Origin of the sequence: Pseudomonas sp. Q12-87, assembly GCF_001269755.1 — a bacterium.
Lineage (GTDB): Bacteria > Pseudomonadota > Gammaproteobacteria > Pseudomonadales > Pseudomonadaceae > Aquipseudomonas > Aquipseudomonas fluorescens_S.
This window is the reverse complement of the sequence record NZ_LHVI01000002.1, coordinates 1-16,963: the sequence shown is the minus strand read 5'-3', so window position 1 is coordinate 16,963 and position 16,963 is coordinate 1. Positions and strand designations below refer to the sequence as shown.

Here is a 16,963-nt window from a genome sequence, read left to right as displayed (position 1 = left end):
CCGCTGGCCTTGCGGCCTTCCTGCCCAGACTTGTCCATCAAGTCCAAAGACAGGAAGGCTTCCATGCCCCACGCCGACAACCCGCTGTTGCAGGCCTATGACCTGCCCCCTTTTGCCCGCATCCAAGCCTGGCATTTCTCGCCGGCCCTCGACCGGATCCTGGCCGATAGCCGTGCCCAGGTGGCCCATATCATCAAGACTCAGGTAGCGTTTCCCACTTGGGACGACTTGGTGCTGGCGATGGATGAAATCCATACGCGGCTTGATGGCTTCAACGCTCTGCTGGACCTCCTGGCCTCGGCCAAGAGCGGGGACGAGTGGGCACAGGCTTCACTGGATTGCGGCGAGCGGCTGCACGATTTCCAACGCTGGTTGAAACAACATCCGGAACTGTTCCAGCTCTATCAACGCCTGGCGGACAGCCAGATAGCCCGGCATTTCGAACCGGCGCGCAAACGCGTCCTGGAAAAAATCCTCCGACAGTTTCGCCAGAGCGATCCGGCCCACACCTCACGAACCGATTTGAACGCCCTGCAGCGTCGTATCAAAGACGCCCAGCAGCTGTTTCTGGAGAACCTGCACGAAGCCAATAACGCCTGGAGCAAAACGTTCGACGATGAGAACCAACTCAACGGCCTACCACTGGCGTTCCAACAGCGCATGGCCCGTCAGGCACGCGAGGCCGGGCGTTCGGGTTGGCTGCTGAGCCTCGATGACGAGTCGTTTGGCATCGTCACGGCCTACGCCGAAGATCGCCTTCTGCGCCAAGAGCTGTACGTGGCCTACAGCACGCGAGCATCGGACCAGGGCCCCCAGGCCGGGCGGTTCGATAACGGCAAAGTGCTCCAGCGTCTGCTGGATGATCGGCACCGGTACGCGACGCTACTTGGCTATGCGAATTTTGCTGAAATGGCGATCGAGCCGGAGCAAGCCGAGTCTGCCGAACAAGTCGCGGCCTTCCTGCGACGGCAATTGGCCCGACACCAAAGCGAATTCGCCAGGGACGCTGAACAGCTCAAGGCGTTTGCCGACGAGCAGGGGTTCAGCGAGCTCCAGCCTTGGGATTATCCGTTTCTGGTGGAGAAACTTCGGCAGCAGGCGGCGGGCACCTCCCAGCATGCCCTCAGCGCCTGGTTTCCCCTGGAGTCGACGTTTGCCCAGTTGCTGCTGATCGCCAAGGCGCTTTTCGGCGTGGATTTCATCGAGCGTCCGCAGGCTCCGACCTGGCATCGCGACGTGCGTCTTTACGAGGTCCGCGAGTGGGGACAAGTCATCGGTTACCTGTATTTCGATCCGTTCGAGGATGCGAACCGCACCGGTTATCCGAATACCTCCACCCTGCGAAACCGGAGCATCACCGCCGAGGGCCGACCCCGGCACCCCATCGCGGTCCTGCATGGCTGGCTGCCGCGTGGCTTAGGCTCCCGGCCGGCGACGCTCGACCATCTGCAGCTGCGCATCCTTTTTCATGAGTTCGGCCATTGCCTGCACCATGTCCTGACCCGGGCGCAATACCGGGAAATTTCCGGCATCACCGAACTGTCTCGCGACACGTCCGAGTTCGCCGGCATGCTGTTCGAACAGTGGTGTTTTTCCAGGGAATGCCTGGTCCGCGTGTCGGCGCACTACCAGACCGGGGCGGCAATGCCCGACGAAGTCGCCGATCAGCTGCTGGCGTTCGCCAATACCCAGGCCAGTTGGGAAACCGCCTTGCTGTTACGCAACGCGCTTTTCGACATGGAGCTGCACCGCACCCACGGCGATGGGCGCACCGTCCAGCAGGTGTTCGATCAGATCAATGGGTACACAAAGCATCTGCCGACGTTCGCGAACGAACGCTGGGCCAATGGCCTGGACTATATGGTGACCGGTTATGCCGCGAGGATTTATGCCTACGCCTGGTCCAAGGAGCTGGCCCTTAGCGTGTTCGAAAGGTTCAAGCGCGACGGGCTGTTCAACCCCGTAACGGGACGGGCGCTGCGCGAAGCCATCTTCGCACCAGGCGATGCGCGGCCCCTGGCCGAATCCATTGCAGATTTTGCAGGCTCGCCAAGGTTCATCGCGCGGGCAGGGCAACCTCAGGCTCAAGGTGATGGGCGGTCGTGGTCGAGTTGACCCAGCTTTCCAGCGAGCAAAGCGCAAACACGCTGGTGCTGCAGTCGCCGTTCGCCAATGCGGCACGGAGTTTTTCCACATCGGCCTGCATCATGTAGCGGACCCCATCCTTGAAGTGATGGCTGTCACCGAAGCCGCCTTCCGTCATTTCGTTCAAGGCGTCTTCCTTGCTCCAGCCCTGCACCACCACACGGTACATGGCGGCCACCAGACCGGTGCGGTCCGAACCGTGCTTGCAGTGCATCAGCACCGGTCCCTTGGCTTCGGCAGCCTGCACGGCGCGCAGGGCCTTGAGTATGTCGCTGTCGTCGACATGATTGGTGCGATAGGGCAGTTGCACCCGCTCGATGCCGGGGGTGGACAGCCAGCGTGCATCCGACTCCGGCAGGAACGTGATAACCGTGCCGATCTTGAGTTTCGTCAGCAATGGCAGGGCGCCGCCGTCCGGCAGGGAGCTGCGGTAAAGCGTGGGAGACATCTGGTAGAGGTTGTAGTCCTTCTCCACCGGCTGGGCCCATTCTCCTGGCCTGGCCTGCTCGGAGTCGGCCGCTTGGGCCGAAGGCTCGACAAGCCCGATAGACAAGGCCAGGCAAAACAGGGAAGACAAACAGAGCTTGAGCATGCAGGGCGGCCAGCAACGAAGAATTCGAGAGGATCAGTTTCGCCTCGCTACGGTTAAAAACCCGTAGGAAGGACGTCAAAGCGTTGTGAATTGCGATGAAGATTACGCCGGCCTCCTGGCGGACCGCCGAATGGCACTGGTCTAAATCGAGCCCAGGCAATACTGTATGCGCATACAGTTTGCGGAGTTCCCCCATGCCAGCCTCACTTCCCCCGCGCGGCCGTGGCACCGCCGCCAATCCCCACAACCGTTTCGCCCCGAGCCGCTCGGTGGCTGAAGATGACGGCTGGTATCAAGAAGTCCCGCTGACCCAAGGCACCGAGGTGACCTTCGAAACGGCGAAGACCATCATCACTCGCAATACGTCGCCGGACATCCCCTTCGATCGCTCGATCAACCCTTACCGGGGTTGTGAGCACGGTTGTATCTACTGCTTCGCGCGACCCAGCCATGCGTATTGGGACATGTCGCCGGGGCTGGATTTCGAAACCAGGCTGATCGCCAAGACCAACGCTGCCGATGTACTGGAACAACAGCTGTCCAAGCGCGGTTATCAATGCGCGCCGATCAACCTGGGCTCCAACACCGACCCTTACCAGCCCATCGAGCGTGAACAGCGGATCACCCGCCAAATCCTTGAAGTGCTGCTGCGTTACCGCCATCCGGTGACCATCGTGACCAAGGGCTCGCTGATCCTGCGGGATCTGGACCTGCTGGCCGAACTGGCGCAACAGCGGCTGGTGGCGGTGATGATCAGCCTCACCACCCTGGACGATGAACTCAAGCGAATTCTGGAACCGCGCGCGGCGGCGCCCAAGGCGCGGTTGAGGGCGATAAAGGTCATGCGCGAGGCGGGCATCCCGGTGGGTGTGTTGTGCGCGCCAATGATCCCGATGATCAATGACTGCGAAATCGAGAGCCTGCTGACCGAGGCCCATGCTGCCGGTGCGCAAAGCGCCGCCTACGTCATGTTGCGCCTGCCGCTGGAGGTGGCGCCGCTATTCGAGGAATGGTTACAGGCGCATTACCCGCAGCGCGCCGCCCATGTGCTGAGCCTGGTCCGCCAGAGCCGGGGCGGGGAGCTTTACGACAGCCAGTTCGGCAAACGCATGCGCGGCGAAGGGCCGTTCGCCGACCTGCTGGCCCAGCGGTTCACCAAGGCGATCAAGCGCCTGGGGCTCGATCGGCGCCAAGGCTACAATCTCGATTGCGATGCCTTCTGTCCGCCGGGCCGACAGATGTCGTTGATTTGATTAAAGTTGACCTTGGAACGGCTGCTGGACATGATCTGCGCCAGTGTTTCGCCATCCCTGAAATCATTGTCCTAGAGCCTTGGATTTCAGTTTGAGTTAAGTTTGGGCCGCTACCTTGTTCAGCGAGTGACTGATGGGTCGAACATCTCGGCCTGGATGTTTTAGCCACTGCTGACCTCTCAGGTCACAAATACCGTCAAGAGGATGAATCATGAGTGACAAGGATAAACAGCCGTTGGCTGCGTCGGCTTCAGCCCAACCCGAGGCGGAGACCGCCGATGCAGCGCTGCAGCATATTGTTGACGGCTTTTTGCATTTCCATCATGAGATCTTTCCGCAGCAGGAAGAACTCTTCAAGAAACTCGCCACCGCCCAGACACCCCGGGCGATGTTCATCACCTGCGCCGATTCGCGCATCGTGCCCGAGTTGATCACCCATAGCTCCCCCGGCGACCTGTTCGTGACCCGCAACGTGGGCAACGTCGTTCCGCCGTATGGACAGATGAACGGCGGCGTTTCCACCGCCATCGAATACGCCGTGCTGGCCCTCGGCGTGCAACACATCATCGTCTGCGGCCATTCCGATTGCGGCGCCATGCGTGCGGTGCTCAACCCCGACACCCTGGAAAAAATGCCCACGGTCAAAGCCTGGTTGCGCCACGCCGAAGTGGCCAAGACCATGGTCCACGACAACTGTCCGTGCGGCGACGAAAAACAAACCATGCCCATCCTTACCGAAGAGAACGTGATCGCGCAGCTGCAGCACTTGCGAACGCATCCCTCGGTGGCCTCGCGCATGGCCAGCGGTCAGTTGTTCATCCATGGTTGGGTGTACAACATCGAGACCAGCGAGATCAAAGCCTTTGACGCGGACCAGGGACGTTTCCTGCCGCTCGATGGCAGCCATCCGATCCCGGTGGCGACGCCCAAAGCGCGCTTCTAACCGCTCCTAATCATCCTTGCATGGTTCAAGCCTTACCGCTGTTTGCGCGGTAGGGCCTCGCCATGCCTGAAGAAAACTTCGGGAGAGTCGCCATGCGTGCTGCTCAATTAAAAGCTGTTCTGCCACGGGAGCTGCTGGCTTCGGTGGTTGTATTCCTGGTGGCCCTGCCTTTGTGCATGGGCATCGCCATCGCCTCTGGCGTGCCGCCGGCCAAAGGCCTGATCACCGGCATCATCGGTGGCCTGGTCGTGGGTTTCCTGGCCGGTTCGAAGCTGCAAGTCAGTGGCCCGGCCGCCGGCTTGGCGGTGCTGGTCTTCGAGCTGGTGCGCCAGCATGGCGTGGCAATGCTCGGGCCGATCCTGCTGCTGGCGGGTCTGCTACAGCTGTTGGCCGGGCGTTTTCGCCTGGGCTGCTGGTTCCGCGTCACCGCACCGGCGGTGGTCTACGGGATGCTGGCGGGTATCGGCGTGCTGATCGTGCTGTCCCAGGTCCATGTGATGCTCGACGCCGCGCCCAAGCCTTCCGGGTTGGATAACCTGGCGGCGTTCCCAGCGGCTGTGGCCCAGGCGCTGCCGTCCTTCGGCTGGCAGGCTGGTCTGCTCGGTTTGTCGACGATTGCGGTGATGTGGCTGTGGGAAAAGTTTCGTCCCTACAGCCTGCGCTTCATTCCCGGCGCCTTGCTCGGCGTAGGCTTGGCGACCGTTGCCAGCCTGCTGCTGGCGTTGCAGGTCAAGCGTGTGGAAGTGCCGGAGAACCTCGCCGAAGCCATTGACTGGCTGCGCCCAGCGGACCTGCTGAACCTGGCCGATCCGACGCTGTTGGTCGCCGCGTTTGCCGTTGCCTTCATCGCCAGTGCTGAAACCTTGCTATCGGCCGCCGCGGTGGATCGCATGCACAGCGGTGAACGGGCGGATTTCGACCGGGAGCTGTCGGCCCAAGGTATCGGCAACATGCTCTGCGGCCTGCTCGGCGCCTTGCCGATGACCGGGGTGATCGTGCGCAGTTCGGCCAACGTCCAGGCCGGCGCCACCACGCGCATGTCGACGATCTTCCATGGCTTATGGCTGCTGCTTTTCGTGCTGTTGCTGTCCAGCGTGCTGCAAAGCATTCCAGTGGCGAGCCTGGCGGGTGTGCTGGTGTACACCGGTTTCAAACTGGTGGACCTCAAGGCATTCCGAAGCCTGGGTCGTTATGGCCGGATGCCGATGTTCACCTATGCGGCCACGGCGCTGGCGATCATCTTCACCGACCTGCTGACCGGTGTGCTGATCGGTTTCGGCCTGACCCTGGCGAAGCTGGCCTGGAAAGCCTCGCGGTTGAAAATCAGCCTGATCGACCTGCCCCAGGAAGGCGAAATGGAACTGCGGTTGGTAGGCGCGGCGACCTTCCTCAAGGTGCCGGCGCTGACCCAGGTGCTGGGCACCATCCCGGCGGGCGCGACGGTGCACGTGCCGCTCAATAACCTGAGCTACATCGACCACTCGTGCCTGGAGCTGTTGGAGGAGTGGGGCCGGGCAAATGCCAGCAAGGGTTCGAAGCTGTTGATCGAATCCCGAGGCCTCAAGCGCAGGCTGGAAGGGCGGTTGCGCACGACCGTGGGGGTTGGCGCAGCGTCTGCATTACAGCCAAGCCCGCTCCAAAAGCAACAGTTCACATAAGGTGTGCTTGAGTCAGTTCACTTAGATGTGTTCGAGTCATCGTGGCGAGAGAGCTTGCTCCCGCTTGAGTGCGAAGCACTCACAAAAATGGGCCTGCTGCGCAGTCCAGCGGGAGCAAGCTCCCTCGCCACGGGGGCCCTACTTTCTTAAGTGAATCATCAAGCCGCAGGCTGATCCAGTTCCAGGCCTACGCCCAGGCGGCGGGACATGCAGGGCCAGCGTTTCCAGGCGGCACCGGTTTGCGGGCTGCTGAGCGTTTCGCGGTAGGCCTCTACCGACTCCAGTGCAAACGTGTCGTCATCGAGCATTTCGTCGATCGCGTGATGCACCACTTCATCCAGTTGGTTGGCAAATTCCTCACCGATCAATTGGTGAGCAATCAAGTTGGCGACGGTCATGTCCAAGGGGATCAGTGGCTGGCCAAAATGCTTGATATAAAGGTCGTTGACCTCTTCCACGAACCGGTGCGCCAGGTAGGCTTCGTCCAGCAGGCTGTCGAGCCCGACATGGCCGTCCATGACTTTCGGCGGATGGAGAAAATACTGTTCGGCAATCTTCAGTACCGGTTTGATCTGCGACTCAATCCCCGCCTCCTTGGCCACTTCGTTGGCCGCATCCAGCAAATCAGGGACTTCATCGATGTAGGCGCCGACAAAACGCGCCAGGACATCATTGGCGTTCGCTTCCGGTAATTGGATCGCACGGTGCAGATGCGGTAAATGAGCCTCCAGCTGACGGGTCAACTGGCCGGTCTCGGCTTCATGTCGTTGGGCTTTTTGGATCTGCTCGCGCAATGCGGCGGTGTTCATGACAACTCCAGGGAACAAGGCAAAGGAAATAGGAAAGACATAACTTAGCTGGCGCAAAAACACTCCTAAGACCTATTTTTCATAACCGTCTCTTCCTTGATACGCAGCAGGTTATATCGGTTTGCCATCACTCAGGTCGCATCCTTCTCCATTCGCGGGCTCTAGCGCAAGCCCTGTCTGTTTCAAACGATTTACGCCATCGCGTTGCGAGGTTGCAGTCGCTGTCTATACTCGGTTTTGAATGGAGTTAGCTGATGACACCCGATTGCATGTGCAGCAAGGCGCGGCGAGTCAAGTTGGTAGTCTGAAGTAGCCGATCCCTTGCCGCAGGCTTTACGCCTACGGGATAACAAGAACGATAAGGGGAACCCGCAATGACGCGACATCCACACGTATGGATGGGCCTCCTGTTGTGGTCGATTTTCAGTCAGGCACAAGCGGCCTGGACTGTGAATATGGCGCCTGGAGCGACACAGATCAGCAATGCAGTGTTCGACTTGCACATGACCATTTTCTGGATCTGTGTGATCATCGGCATCATCGTCTTCGGCGCCATGTTCTGGTCGATGATGATGCATCGCCGCTCAACCGGCCAAAATGCCGCGCATTTCCACGAAAACACCCGCGTCGAAATCCTCTGGACCATCGTGCCCTTCCTGATCCTGGTGCTGATGGCGATTCCTGCCACCGCCACCCTGATCAAGATGTACGACTCCAGCGAGTCGGACATCGATATCCAGGTCACCGGCTATCAATGGAAGTGGCACTACAAGTACCTGGGCCAGGACGTCGAGTTCTTCAGCAACCTGGCCACGCCCGCCGAACAGATCCATAACCAGAGCGCCAAGGGCGAGCACTACCTGCTGGAAGTCGACAAGCCGCTGGTGCTGCCGGTCGATGCCAAAGTGCGCTTTCTGGTGACCTCGGCCGACGTGATCCACTCCTGGTGGGTGCCGGCCTTCGCGGTCAAGCGCGATGCGATTCCCGGGTTCGTCAACGAAGCCTGGACCCGCGTCGACAAGCCCGGCATCTACCGCGGCCAATGCGCCGAACTGTGCGGCAAGGACCACGGTTTCATGCCCATCGTGGTGGAGGTCAAGAGCAAGCCCGACTATGAAAAATGGCTGGGCGAACGCAAGGCCGAAGCCGCGCAGCTTAAAGAGCTGACCAGCAAGGAATGGACCCTTGATGAGCTCAAGGAACGTGGCGACAAGATCTACCACACCACCTGCGTGGCCTGTCACCAGGCCGAAGGCCAGGGCCTGCCGCCGATGTTCCCGGCCCTCAAGGGCTCGAAAATCGCCACCGGGCCAAAAGCCGATCACCTGAGCCTTGTCTTCCACGGCAAGCCGGGCACCGCCATGGCCGCGTTCGGCAAACAATTGTCGGAAGTCGATATTGCCGCGGTCGTGACCTATGAACGCAACGCCTGGGGCAACAACAAGGGCGACATGGTGACGCCTAAAGAAGTGCTGGAACTCAAACAGGCAGAAAGCAAATGAGCCGGCCTGACGCGTGTTCCCGCAACCGGTCGGGGCTCACCGCCCCGCGCCGTCCAGCCCACTCGCTCGAAGGAGACAGGACATGAGTGCTGTGATCGATGACCACGGCCATGCCGGCGCCGACCACGCCCACGGCCCCGCCAAGGGCCTGATGCGCTGGGTACTGACCACCAACCACAAGGACATCGGCACGCTGTACCTGTGGTTCGCGTTCTCCATGTTCCTGCTGGGCGGCTCGTTCGCCATGGTGATTCGCGCCGAGCTGTTCCAGCCCGGGCTGCAGATCGTGGAGCCGGCATTCTTCAACCAGATGACCACCATGCATGGCCTGGTGATGGTCTTCGGCGCGGTGATGCCAGCGTTCGTCGGCCTCGCCAACTGGATGATCCCGCTGATGATCGGCGCGCCGGACATGGCCCTGCCACGCATGAACAACTTCAGCTTCTGGCTGTTGCCGGCGGCGTTCCTGCTGCTGGTGTCCACGTTGTTCACACCGGGCGGCGGACCGAACTTCGGCTGGACGTTCTACGCGCCGCTGTCCACCACCTATGCGCCGGAAAGCGTGACGTTCTTCATCTTTGCGATCCACCTGATGGGCATCAGTTCGATCATGGGCGCGATCAACGTGATCGCCACCATCCTCAACCTGCGCGCCCCCGGCATGACCCTGATGAAAATGCCGCTGTTCGTCTGGACCTGGCTGATCACCGCGTTCCTGCTGATCGCGGTGATGCCAGTACTGGCTGGCTGCGTGACGATGATGCTGATGGACATCCACTTCGGCACCAGCTTCTTCAGCGCTGCCGGCGGCGGTGACCCAGTATTGTTCCAGCATGTGTTCTGGTTCTTCGGCCACCCCGAGGTGTACATCATGATCCTGCCGGCCTTCGGCGCCGTCAGCTCGATCATCCCGGCGTTCTCCCGCAAGCCGCTGTTCGGCTACACCTCGATGGTCTACGCCACGGCCGCCATTGCGTTCCTGTCGTTCATCGTCTGGGCGCACCACATGTTCGTGGTGGGCATTCCGCTGGTGGGCGAGCTGTTCTTCATGTACGCCACCCTGCTGATCGCCGTGCCCACCGGGGTGAAGGTGTTCAACTGGGCCAGCACTATGTGGCAAGGCTCGCTGACCTTCGAGACGCCGATGCTGTTTGCCGTGGCGTTCGTGATCCTGTTTTCCATCGGCGGTTTCTCCGGGTTGATGCTCGCCATCGCGCCGGCGGACTTCCAGTACCAGGACACCTACTTCGTGGTGGCGCACTTCCACTACGTGCTGGTGCCTGGCGCGATCTTCGGCATCTTCGCCTCGGCCTACTACTGGCTGCCGAAATGGACCGGCCACATGTATGACGAAACCCTCGGCAAGCTGCACTTCTGGCTGTCGTTCGTCGGCATGAACATGGCCTTTTTCCCGATGCACTTCGTCGGCCTGGCGGGCATGCCCCGGCGGATCCCCGACTACAACCTGCAGTTCGCCGACTTCAACATGGTCTCGTCCATCGGTGCGTTCATGTTCGGCACCACGCAGATCTTCTTCCTGTTCATCGTGATCAAAACCATCCGTGGCGGCCCACCCGCACCGGCCAAACCGTGGGATGGGGCTGAAGGCCTGGAGTGGAGCGTGCCGTCGCCGGCGCCGTATCACACCTTTACCACGCCGCCGGAAGTGAAATGAGTGTGGGAGCGGGCTTGCTCGCGAATCAGGCGATGCGGTCTGACAGAAACACCGCGTCATCGTTCTTCGCGAGCAAGCCCGCTCCCACAGGGTTCGGTGCAAGAGGCTGTAACCATGGCTGACTCAATCTCGATGAAAAAACTGGTCACCCGCCTGCTGCTGGTGGTGGTGGCCATGTTCATCTTCGGGTTTGCCCTGGTGCCGATCTACGACGTGATGTGCAAGGCGTTCGGCATCAATGGCAAGACCGCCGGGCAGTACGAGGGGGAGCAGACCGTTGATGAATCGCGGCAGGTGCGCGTGCAGTTCCTGTCGACCAATGCGGTGGACATGGTCTGGGATTTCTACCCCAAGGGCGACCAACTGGTGGTCAAGCCTGGGGCGGTCAACGAGATGATTTTCGTTGCCCACAACCCCACCAACCGGCCGATGAGCGCCCAGGCGGTCCCGAGTATTTCGCCCAGCACGGCGGCGTCGTATTTCCACAAGACCGAATGTTTTTGTTTTACCCAGCAAGTGCTGCAACCCGGCGAACGCATCGAAATGCCCATGCGCTTCATCGTCGACCGGGACATGCCCAAGGAAGTGAAGCACCTGACGCTGTCCTACACGCTGTTCGATATCACCGCTCGTCATCCACCGGTGGCTGTAAACACTGACCGATAGCGTGCCCGATAAGGAGAACAATAAATGGCAACTCATGAGCACTATTACGTTCCGGCCCAGAGCAAATGGCCGATCATCGCCACGGTCGGGATGTTCGTCACGGTGTATGGCCTGGCGACCTGGTTCAACGACCTGAAGGCGGCGCGCCCGGAATCCCACGGCCCGCTGATCTTTTTCGTCGGCGGCCTGCTGGTGGCCTACATGCTGTTCGGCTGGTTCGGCGCGGTGATCAAGGAAAGTCGCGCCGGGCTCTACAGCCCACAGCTCGACCGCTCGTTCCGCTGGGGCATGAGCTGGTTCATCTTTTCCGAAGTGATGTTCTTCATCGCGTTTTTCGGCGCGTTGTTTTATGTGCGCCATGTGTCAGCGCCAGGCCTGGCGGGGGAAGGCACCAAGGGCATCTCCCACATGCTCTGGCCGACCTTCGAATTCGCCTGGCCCTTGCTTCACAACCCCGACCCGAAACTCTTCCCAGCGCCCAAGGACGTCATCAGCCCCTGGGGCCTGCCGCTGCTCAACACCGTGCTGCTGGTCAGTTCCAGCGTCACCGTCACCATCGCCCACCACGCGCTGAAAAAAGGCCATCGCGGCGCGTTGAAACTCTGGCTGGCGATCACCGTGCTGCTCGGTTGCGCCTTCCTGACTTTCCAGGCTGAAGAATACATCCACGCCTACAAGGAACTGGGCCTGACCCTGGGTTCCGGCGTCTACGGCGCGACGTTCTTCATGCTCACGGGCTTTCACGGCGCTCACGTCACCATCGGCACGATCATCTTGTTCGTGATGCTGATGCGGATCATGCGCGGGCACTTCGACAACGAGCACCAGTTCGGCTTCGAGGCCGCGAGCTGGTACTGGCACTTCGTCGATGTGGTGTGGATCGGCTTGTTCGTCTTCGTCTACGTGCTCTAAAGCCATCGCTACCAAGGCGCGTGGGACACCAACTGGCCGCTGAAAAAACCCCAGGCGATCAAGCCGACGGTGACGGCGGCCAGACTGACCCGGACCGCCAGGGCGGTGAGCAGGCGATTGGAATCGCTGTCGTCCTTGACCAAAAAAAACAGGCCGCTGAAAAGGCTCGCAATCGTGGCAATCAGCATCAGGACGATGGCTGCTTTTAGCATGAGAAACGCTCCGGGGGGACGTGATGCACGTGAGTATAGCTACCCCGTTCGACGGCTTTCGGACGGCGCCATGAAACACTTCCGGCCGGGGATCGTGCCATCGCTGGTGGTCGCCATCCTGGTGCCGGTGATGGTGTGCCTGGGGTTCTGGCAGCTGAGCCGGGGCGAACAGAAGCGCGTGCTCATGGACACTTACGCCGAGCGCCGCGTGGCGCCGCTGATGGACAGCACCGAGCTGCAACACACCACAGACCCCGCCTTCCGGCCGGTGAGCCTGCACGGCCAGTTCGACGCCGAGCACAGCGTTTTGCTGGATAACCGCCAGCACGACGGCAAGGTCGGCGTCGAATTGCTCCAGCCCTTTATCGACTCGGCAAGTGGCCTGTGGCTGCTGGTCAACCGGGGTTGGCTGCCCTGGCCCGACCGCCGCACCCCACCGGTCTTCAGCACCCCGGAGCAGCCCTTGAGCCTCGAGGCCTGGGTCTATGTGGCCCCCGGCGCAACCTTCCAGCTCCACGCCGACCCGGCGGGCGCGCCCTGGCCCCGCGTGGTCACCGCCATCGAACCGAACAAACTCTGGACCGAACTGGGCCGCAGCGGTTTTACCTACGAACTACGGCAACAAAGCGGCCCTGGCGCCTACCGGACCGATTGGCCGGTGGTGAGCATGGGGCCGGAAAAACACCTCGGTTATGCCGTGCAGTGGTTCGCCATGGCGGCGGCGCTGTTTGGCCTTTTCCTTTATCTCGGATGGCACAACGCAGGGAGACAGCATGGGGAACACCATGAATCCAACCAACACGTCTGAAGCCAACACGCCGCGCAGCCGTCGCAAAGGGCGTCTGCAACTGCTGTTGATCGTGCTCGGGGTGGTCGGCCCGATGATCCTGGCCACCGGCATGTATAAATTCCAGTTCTGGGTGCCCGATAGCCGCAGCTACCACGGCGAGCTGATCGGCAACGGCCAGACCCGCGCCGAGATCGGCGTAGAGGCCGATGAACAGCGCTGGCAGATATTGGTGACGGCACCGCAGGAATGCTCAGTGGATTGCCGGCAACTGGTGTACCTGGCCCGGCAAGTGCAAATCGGCCTGGGCCGCGATGCCGGTCGCGCCAGCCATGCCCTGGCGATCGCACAACCGCTGGATGGCGAATACGAAGCCCAGCTGCAACGCGAATACCCGCAACTGCAACGCTACCCGCTGGACGTGCCGGCCTATCAGAAGGGCGCCCAGGGTTCTGGCGGCGCCCAGCTGTGGATCATCGACCCCCATAGCAACCTGGTGCTGCGCTACGACGCCCGGGTCAAGGGCAAGGATCTGCTCAACGACCTGCGTCATCTGCTGAAACTGTCGAACATCGGCTGAGGGCATCGACATGGCCAAACCTGGATTTCGCCTCGCGCTGTTCGCCACACTGCTGGCGCTGATCGTCGTTTTGCTGGGCGCCTATACCCGGCTGACCCACGCCGGCCTTGGCTGCCCTGACTGGCCCGGCTGCTACGGGTTTATCAGCGTACCCAAGGGCGAAGCCCAACTGGCCCATGCCGAGCTGCATTTTCCCGATGCCCCGGTCGAAGCCCACAAGGGCTGGAACGAAATGGTCCATCGCTACTTTGCCGGGACCTTGGCGTTATTGATTGCCGCCTTGGCCGCGCGGGCCTGGACGAACCGTCATCGTCCCGGCCAGCCGTTGAAGTTGCCGCTGTTTATGCTGGTGGTGGTCTTCGCCCAAGCGGCGTTCGGCATGTGGACCGTGACGCTGAAACTATGGCCGCAGGTTGTCACCGGGCATTTGCTGGGCGGGTTCGCGACGTTAAGTTTGCTGTTCCTGCTCACGTTGAGATTGTCCGGCGTATTGCCGGCGTTGACCGTGCCCAAGCGCCTGCAATACTGGGCCACGGCCGGGCTGCTGCTGGTGATCGGCCAGATCGCCCTGGGCGGTTGGGTCAGCTCCAATTACGCCGCCGTGGCCTGCATCGATTTCCCCACCTGCCACGGCCAATGGCTGCCACCGGCCGATTTTGCCAACGGCTTCCACCTCACCCAACACATCGGCCCGAACTACCTGGGCGGGCAGCTCGACAGCGACGCCCGCACCGCCATCCACCTGACCCACCGCATCGGCGCGTTGCTGGTGACCGTGGTGCTGCTGGGCCTGGCCTGGCAGTTGAAGGCCGTAGGCATGACCCGACTGGCGGGCCTTGTCCTCACCGCACTGGCGGCACAAATTACCTTGGGGGTCAGCAACGTAGTGTTTCACTTGCCGCTGCCGGTCGCAGTGGCTCACAACGCCGGGGGCGCCGCGCTGTTGCTGACCTTGGTGCTGGTCAACTATCACGCCCGTACCAGCCTGGTGCGGGTCAAGCATCAGGTCCCGCTGCGCTGGCGGTTCAACCCGCATAAACACGGTGTCAGCCCCATCACTATAAAAGGAGAGATGCCATGGCAACCTTGACCGGTGAACGCCACAGCCGGGCGATCTGGCGCGATTACCTGGAGCTGACCAAACCCAAAGTGGTGGTGCTGATGCTGATCACCTCGCTGGTCGGCATGTTCCTCGCCACCCGCGCCGGCGTGCCGTGGACAGTGCTGGTGTTCGGCAACCTGGGCATCGCCCTGTGTGCCGGCGGCGCGGCGGCGGTCAACCATGTGGTGGACCGACGCATCGACGCAGTCATGGCCCGCACCCACAAGCGGCCACTGGCCGAAGGACGGGTTTCCCCGGCCGCCGCACTGACCTTCGCCCTGGCGCTGGCCGTGGCCGGCCAAGCCTTGCTGCTGGCCTTCACCAACCCGCTGACGGCCTGGCTGACCTTGGCCTCCTTGCTGGGTTACGCGGTGATCTACACCGGTTTCCTGAAACGGGCGACACCGCAAAACATCGTCATCGGCGGCCTGGCCGGCGCGGCGCCACCGCTGCTGGGCTGGGTGGCCGCCACCGGTCATGTCAGCGCCGAACCGCTGCTGCTGGTGCTGATTATCTTCGCCTGGACCCCGCCGCATTTCTGGGCCCTGGCGATCCACCGCAAAGAGGAATACGCCAAGGCAGACATCCCGATGCTGCCGGTGACCCACGGCGAGCACTACACCAAGATCCACATCCTGCTCTACACCCTGGTGCTGCTGGCGGTGAGCCTGATGCCGTTCGTGATCCACATGAGCGGGCTGCTTTACCTCGTGTGCGCGCTGGTACTCGGCGCCCGGTTCCTGCAATGGGCCGTGGTGCTGTACCGTGGCAGTCGGCCGCATGCCGCGATCAACACCTTCAAGTACTCTATTTACTACTTGTTCCTGCTGTTCATCGCCCTGCTTGTCGATCACTACTTACTGTTGAGCCTATGACCCGAACCCAGAAAACCGTCTTCATTCTCGTGGCCGTGATCGCATTGATCCTCGGCCTTACCATCAACAAAGTGCTGTCCGGCAAAGGCCAGGGCGACCCGACCGCGCTGATCGACGCCGGCATCATCCTCCTGCCCCAAAGCCGCAACCTGCCCGACGTGAAAATGACCGACCAGAACGGCCAGCCGGTAGCGATGGACGGGTTGAAAGACAAATGGAGCCTGCTGTTCTTCGGCTACACCTTCTGCCCGGACATCTGCCCAACCACCCTCGCCCAACTGCGCCAGATCAAAAGCGAGTTGCCGAAGGAGGCTGTGGATAAGTTGCAGATCGTACTGGTGAGCGTCGACCCGAACCGCGACACGCCCAAGCAGTTGAAGCAGTACCTGGGGTACTTTGATTCGCAGTTCATTGGTTTGACGGCTTCATCGGTTGAGGATCTGCAGAAACTCGCCAACGCCGTCAGCATCCCCTTCATTCCAGCCGACACTAGCAAACCCAACTACACCGTCGACCACAGCGGCAACCTCGCCGTCATCGGCCCCGACGGCACCCAACGCGGCTTCATCCGCGCGCCGTTGAACAACCAAAAACTGGTCGCCCAGTTGCCCGAGATGCTCAAGCGCAAATAGCGCCTCCAGGGGCATACCGCTCAGCTAAGCCATGCCGATTCCTTGTGGTGAGGGAGTTCCTGTGGTGGGGAAATTCCTTGTGGCAATGAAATCCATCGTGGCGAGGGAGCTTGCTCCCGCTGGGCTGCGCAGCAGCCCCCAAAAGGCTGAATGCGATCTACATGGCACAACGCGGTGGCTGCGTTCAGGACGAGGGAGCTCCTGCCCCCAATCTCTCTGTGGGAGCGGGCTTGCTCGCGAAAGCGGCGGGTCAGCTTGAATCAATATTGAATGTGCCGCCCTCTTCGCGAGCAAGCCCGCTCCCACACCGGGTGTTGGTGAACACAGCATCTGCAACAGCCCCCAATCCCTGTGGGAGCGAACCTGCTCGCGATGAAATCGACTCGGTTCCAGACCAAAACAAGTCACCCGCATCGCCGGCAAACCCTACTCCTACAGACCCTGGCTACACACCTCCACCAACCCACGCATCCTTGCGCCTTTGCCTACAACTACGCCAGAATCCGCCCGCTTGTGCGCCTTGTCCCTGGGCTCTATTGTCTTCCTGCCACTGCCCATCAGTGGTCGGGTTTAGTAGCCCGGACGACATCCCGGTTGCACGAGCCTCATCAGTAAGGCAT

At 61.3% G+C, this 16,963-nt stretch carries 16 protein-coding genes; 13 read left to right on the top strand and 3 right to left on the bottom strand.

The genetic code is table 11. The annotated features are described in order from the left end of the window. Nucleotides 1–63 precede the first annotated feature (63 nt). Nucleotides 64–2,115, top strand: a complete 2,052-nt coding sequence (locus AD663_RS00190) for a M3 family metallopeptidase (protein WP_053213059.1) — start codon at nt 64–66, stop codon at nt 2,113–2,115. On the opposite strand, the gene AD663_RS00185 is transcribed toward AD663_RS00190, so the two are convergent. Beyond that, nucleotides 2,057–2,737 (bottom strand): tyrosine-protein phosphatase, encoded by a 681-nt coding sequence (locus AD663_RS00185; RefSeq protein ID WP_033045865.1) that lies wholly within the window; start codon nt 2,735–2,737, stop codon nt 2,057–2,059. The genes AD663_RS00190 and AD663_RS00185 overlap by 59 nt on opposite strands. A gap of 194 nt (nt 2,738–2,931) precedes the next feature. Between AD663_RS00185 and AD663_RS00180 the strand changes: the two genes are divergently transcribed. The 3 genes from AD663_RS00180 (at nt 2,932) to AD663_RS00170 (ending at nt 6,591) form a co-directional block, all read left to right on the top strand. After that, the gene (locus AD663_RS00180; protein ID WP_003177116.1) at nt 2,932–3,990 is read left to right on the top strand and encodes a PA0069 family radical SAM protein; all 1,059 of its coding nucleotides are present in this window, start codon (nt 2,932–2,934) and stop codon (nt 3,988–3,990) included. Between the two features lie 211 nt (nt 3,991–4,201). Beyond that, on the top strand, nt 4,202–4,933 hold the full coding sequence (locus AD663_RS00175; RefSeq protein ID WP_003177115.1) for a carbonic anhydrase: 732 nt from the start codon (nt 4,202–4,204) through the stop codon (nt 4,931–4,933). 92 nt (nt 4,934–5,025) lie between these two features. Continuing rightward, nucleotides 5,026–6,591, top strand: a complete 1,566-nt coding sequence (locus AD663_RS00170) for a SulP family inorganic anion transporter (protein WP_053213058.1) — start codon at nt 5,026–5,028, stop codon at nt 6,589–6,591. A gap of 158 nt (nt 6,592–6,749) precedes the next feature. Here the strand turns inward: AD663_RS00170 and AD663_RS00165 are convergent, their stop codons facing one another. Continuing rightward, nucleotides 6,750–7,400, bottom strand: a complete 651-nt coding sequence (locus tag AD663_RS00165; RefSeq protein WP_003177113.1) for a hypothetical protein — start codon at nt 7,398–7,400, stop codon at nt 6,750–6,752. Nucleotides 7,401–7,774: 374 nt separating this feature from the next. Here AD663_RS00165 and coxB point away from each other — a divergent pair, with 374 nt between their 5' ends. The 4 genes from coxB (at nt 7,775) to AD663_RS00145 (ending at nt 12,155) form a co-directional block, all read left to right on the top strand. Beyond that, nucleotides 7,775–8,902 carry a cytochrome c oxidase subunit II gene (coxB, locus tag AD663_RS00160; RefSeq protein WP_053213057.1) on the top strand — a complete coding sequence of 376 codons (1,128 nt, stop codon included), beginning with the start codon at nt 7,775–7,777 and terminating at the stop codon, nt 8,900–8,902. A gap of 82 nt (nt 8,903–8,984) precedes the next feature. Beyond that, on the top strand, nt 8,985–10,577 hold the full coding sequence (gene ctaD / locus AD663_RS00155; RefSeq protein ID WP_003177111.1) for a cytochrome c oxidase subunit I: 1,593 nt from the start codon (nt 8,985–8,987) through the stop codon (nt 10,575–10,577). A gap of 114 nt (nt 10,578–10,691) precedes the next feature. Further along, nucleotides 10,692–11,243, top strand: a complete 552-nt coding sequence (locus AD663_RS00150) for a cytochrome c oxidase assembly protein (protein ID WP_003177110.1) — start codon at nt 10,692–10,694, stop codon at nt 11,241–11,243. A 24-nt stretch (nt 11,244–11,267) separates the two neighbouring features. Continuing rightward, complete coding sequence (locus AD663_RS00145) at nt 11,268–12,155, top strand: cytochrome c oxidase subunit 3 (protein ID WP_003177109.1); 888 nt, start codon at nt 11,268–11,270, stop codon at nt 12,153–12,155. Nucleotides 12,156–12,163: 8 nt separating this feature from the next. Here the strand turns inward: AD663_RS00145 and AD663_RS00140 are convergent, their stop codons facing one another. After that, a complete protein-coding gene (locus tag AD663_RS00140; RefSeq protein WP_003177108.1) occupies nt 12,164–12,367 on the bottom strand; it encodes a twin transmembrane helix small protein in 204 nt (67 codons plus the stop codon). A gap of 70 nt (nt 12,368–12,437) precedes the next feature. Here AD663_RS00140 and AD663_RS00135 point away from each other — a divergent pair, with 70 nt between their 5' ends. Genes AD663_RS00135 through AD663_RS00115 form a run of 5 tightly spaced genes read left to right on the top strand, consistent with a single transcriptional unit; the run spans nt 12,438 to nt 16,343 of the window. Next, the gene (locus tag AD663_RS00135; protein WP_003177107.1) at nt 12,438–13,175 is read left to right on the top strand and encodes an SURF1 family protein; all 738 of its coding nucleotides are present in this window, start codon (nt 12,438–12,440) and stop codon (nt 13,173–13,175) included. After that, nucleotides 13,141–13,734 carry a hypothetical protein gene (locus tag AD663_RS00130; protein WP_003177106.1) on the top strand — a complete coding sequence of 198 codons (594 nt, stop codon included), beginning with the start codon at nt 13,141–13,143 and terminating at the stop codon, nt 13,732–13,734. Before AD663_RS00135 ends, AD663_RS00130 begins: the two co-directional genes overlap by 35 nt. Nucleotides 13,735–13,744: 10 nt before the next feature. After that, nucleotides 13,745–14,824 carry a heme A synthase gene (locus AD663_RS00125; protein ID WP_003177105.1) on the top strand — a complete coding sequence of 360 codons (1,080 nt, stop codon included), beginning with the start codon at nt 13,745–13,747 and terminating at the stop codon, nt 14,822–14,824. Further along, the gene (gene cyoE, locus AD663_RS00120) at nt 14,812–15,711 is read left to right on the top strand and encodes a heme o synthase (RefSeq protein WP_003177104.1); all 900 of its coding nucleotides are present in this window, start codon (nt 14,812–14,814) and stop codon (nt 15,709–15,711) included. The genes AD663_RS00125 and cyoE overlap by 13 nt, the downstream gene beginning before the upstream one ends. Next, the gene (locus AD663_RS00115) at nt 15,708–16,343 is read left to right on the top strand and encodes an SCO family protein (protein WP_003177103.1); all 636 of its coding nucleotides are present in this window, start codon (nt 15,708–15,710) and stop codon (nt 16,341–16,343) included. The genes cyoE and AD663_RS00115 overlap by 4 nt, the downstream gene beginning before the upstream one ends. Nucleotides 16,344–16,963: the final 620 nt, after the last annotated feature.

Excerpts from the sequence above, each read along its gene's own strand:
- coxB (WP_053213057.1), top strand. The coding sequence starts at position 7,775 with ATGACGCGACATCCACACGTATGGATGGGCCTCCTGTTGTGGTCGATT.
- AD663_RS00130 (WP_003177106.1), top strand. The coding sequence starts at position 13,141 with ATGGGGAACACCATGAATCCAACCAACACGTCTGAAGCCAACACGCCG.
- AD663_RS00125 (WP_003177105.1), top strand. The coding sequence starts at position 13,745 with ATGGCCAAACCTGGATTTCGCCTCGCGCTGTTCGCCACACTGCTGGCG.
- AD663_RS00115 (WP_003177103.1), top strand. The coding sequence starts at position 15,708 with ATGACCCGAACCCAGAAAACCGTCTTCATTCTCGTGGCCGTGATCGCA.
- AD663_RS00150 (WP_003177110.1), top strand. The coding sequence starts at position 10,692 with ATGGCTGACTCAATCTCGATGAAAAAACTGGTCACCCGCCTGCTGCTG.
- AD663_RS00175 (WP_003177115.1), top strand. The coding sequence starts at position 4,202 with ATGAGTGACAAGGATAAACAGCCGTTGGCTGCGTCGGCTTCAGCCCAA.
- AD663_RS00145 (WP_003177109.1), top strand. The coding sequence starts at position 11,268 with ATGGCAACTCATGAGCACTATTACGTTCCGGCCCAGAGCAAATGGCCG.
- AD663_RS00170 (WP_053213058.1), top strand. The coding sequence starts at position 5,026 with ATGCGTGCTGCTCAATTAAAAGCTGTTCTGCCACGGGAGCTGCTGGCT.
- AD663_RS00165 (WP_003177113.1), bottom strand. The coding sequence starts at position 7,400 with ATGAACACCGCCGCATTGCGCGAGCAGATCCAAAAAGCCCAACGACAT.
- AD663_RS00185 (WP_033045865.1), bottom strand. The coding sequence starts at position 2,737 with ATGCTCAAGCTCTGTTTGTCTTCCCTGTTTTGCCTGGCCTTGTCTATC.
- cyoE (WP_003177104.1), top strand. The coding sequence starts at position 14,812 with ATGGCAACCTTGACCGGTGAACGCCACAGCCGGGCGATCTGGCGCGAT.
- ctaD (WP_003177111.1), top strand. The coding sequence starts at position 8,985 with ATGAGTGCTGTGATCGATGACCACGGCCATGCCGGCGCCGACCACGCC.
- AD663_RS00140 (WP_003177108.1), bottom strand. The coding sequence starts at position 12,367 with ATGCTAAAAGCAGCCATCGTCCTGATGCTGATTGCCACGATTGCGAGC.
- AD663_RS00180 (WP_003177116.1), top strand. The coding sequence starts at position 2,932 with ATGCCAGCCTCACTTCCCCCGCGCGGCCGTGGCACCGCCGCCAATCCC.
- AD663_RS00135 (WP_003177107.1), top strand. The coding sequence starts at position 12,438 with ATGAAACACTTCCGGCCGGGGATCGTGCCATCGCTGGTGGTCGCCATC.
- AD663_RS00190 (WP_053213059.1), top strand. The coding sequence starts at position 64 with ATGCCCCACGCCGACAACCCGCTGTTGCAGGCCTATGACCTGCCCCCT.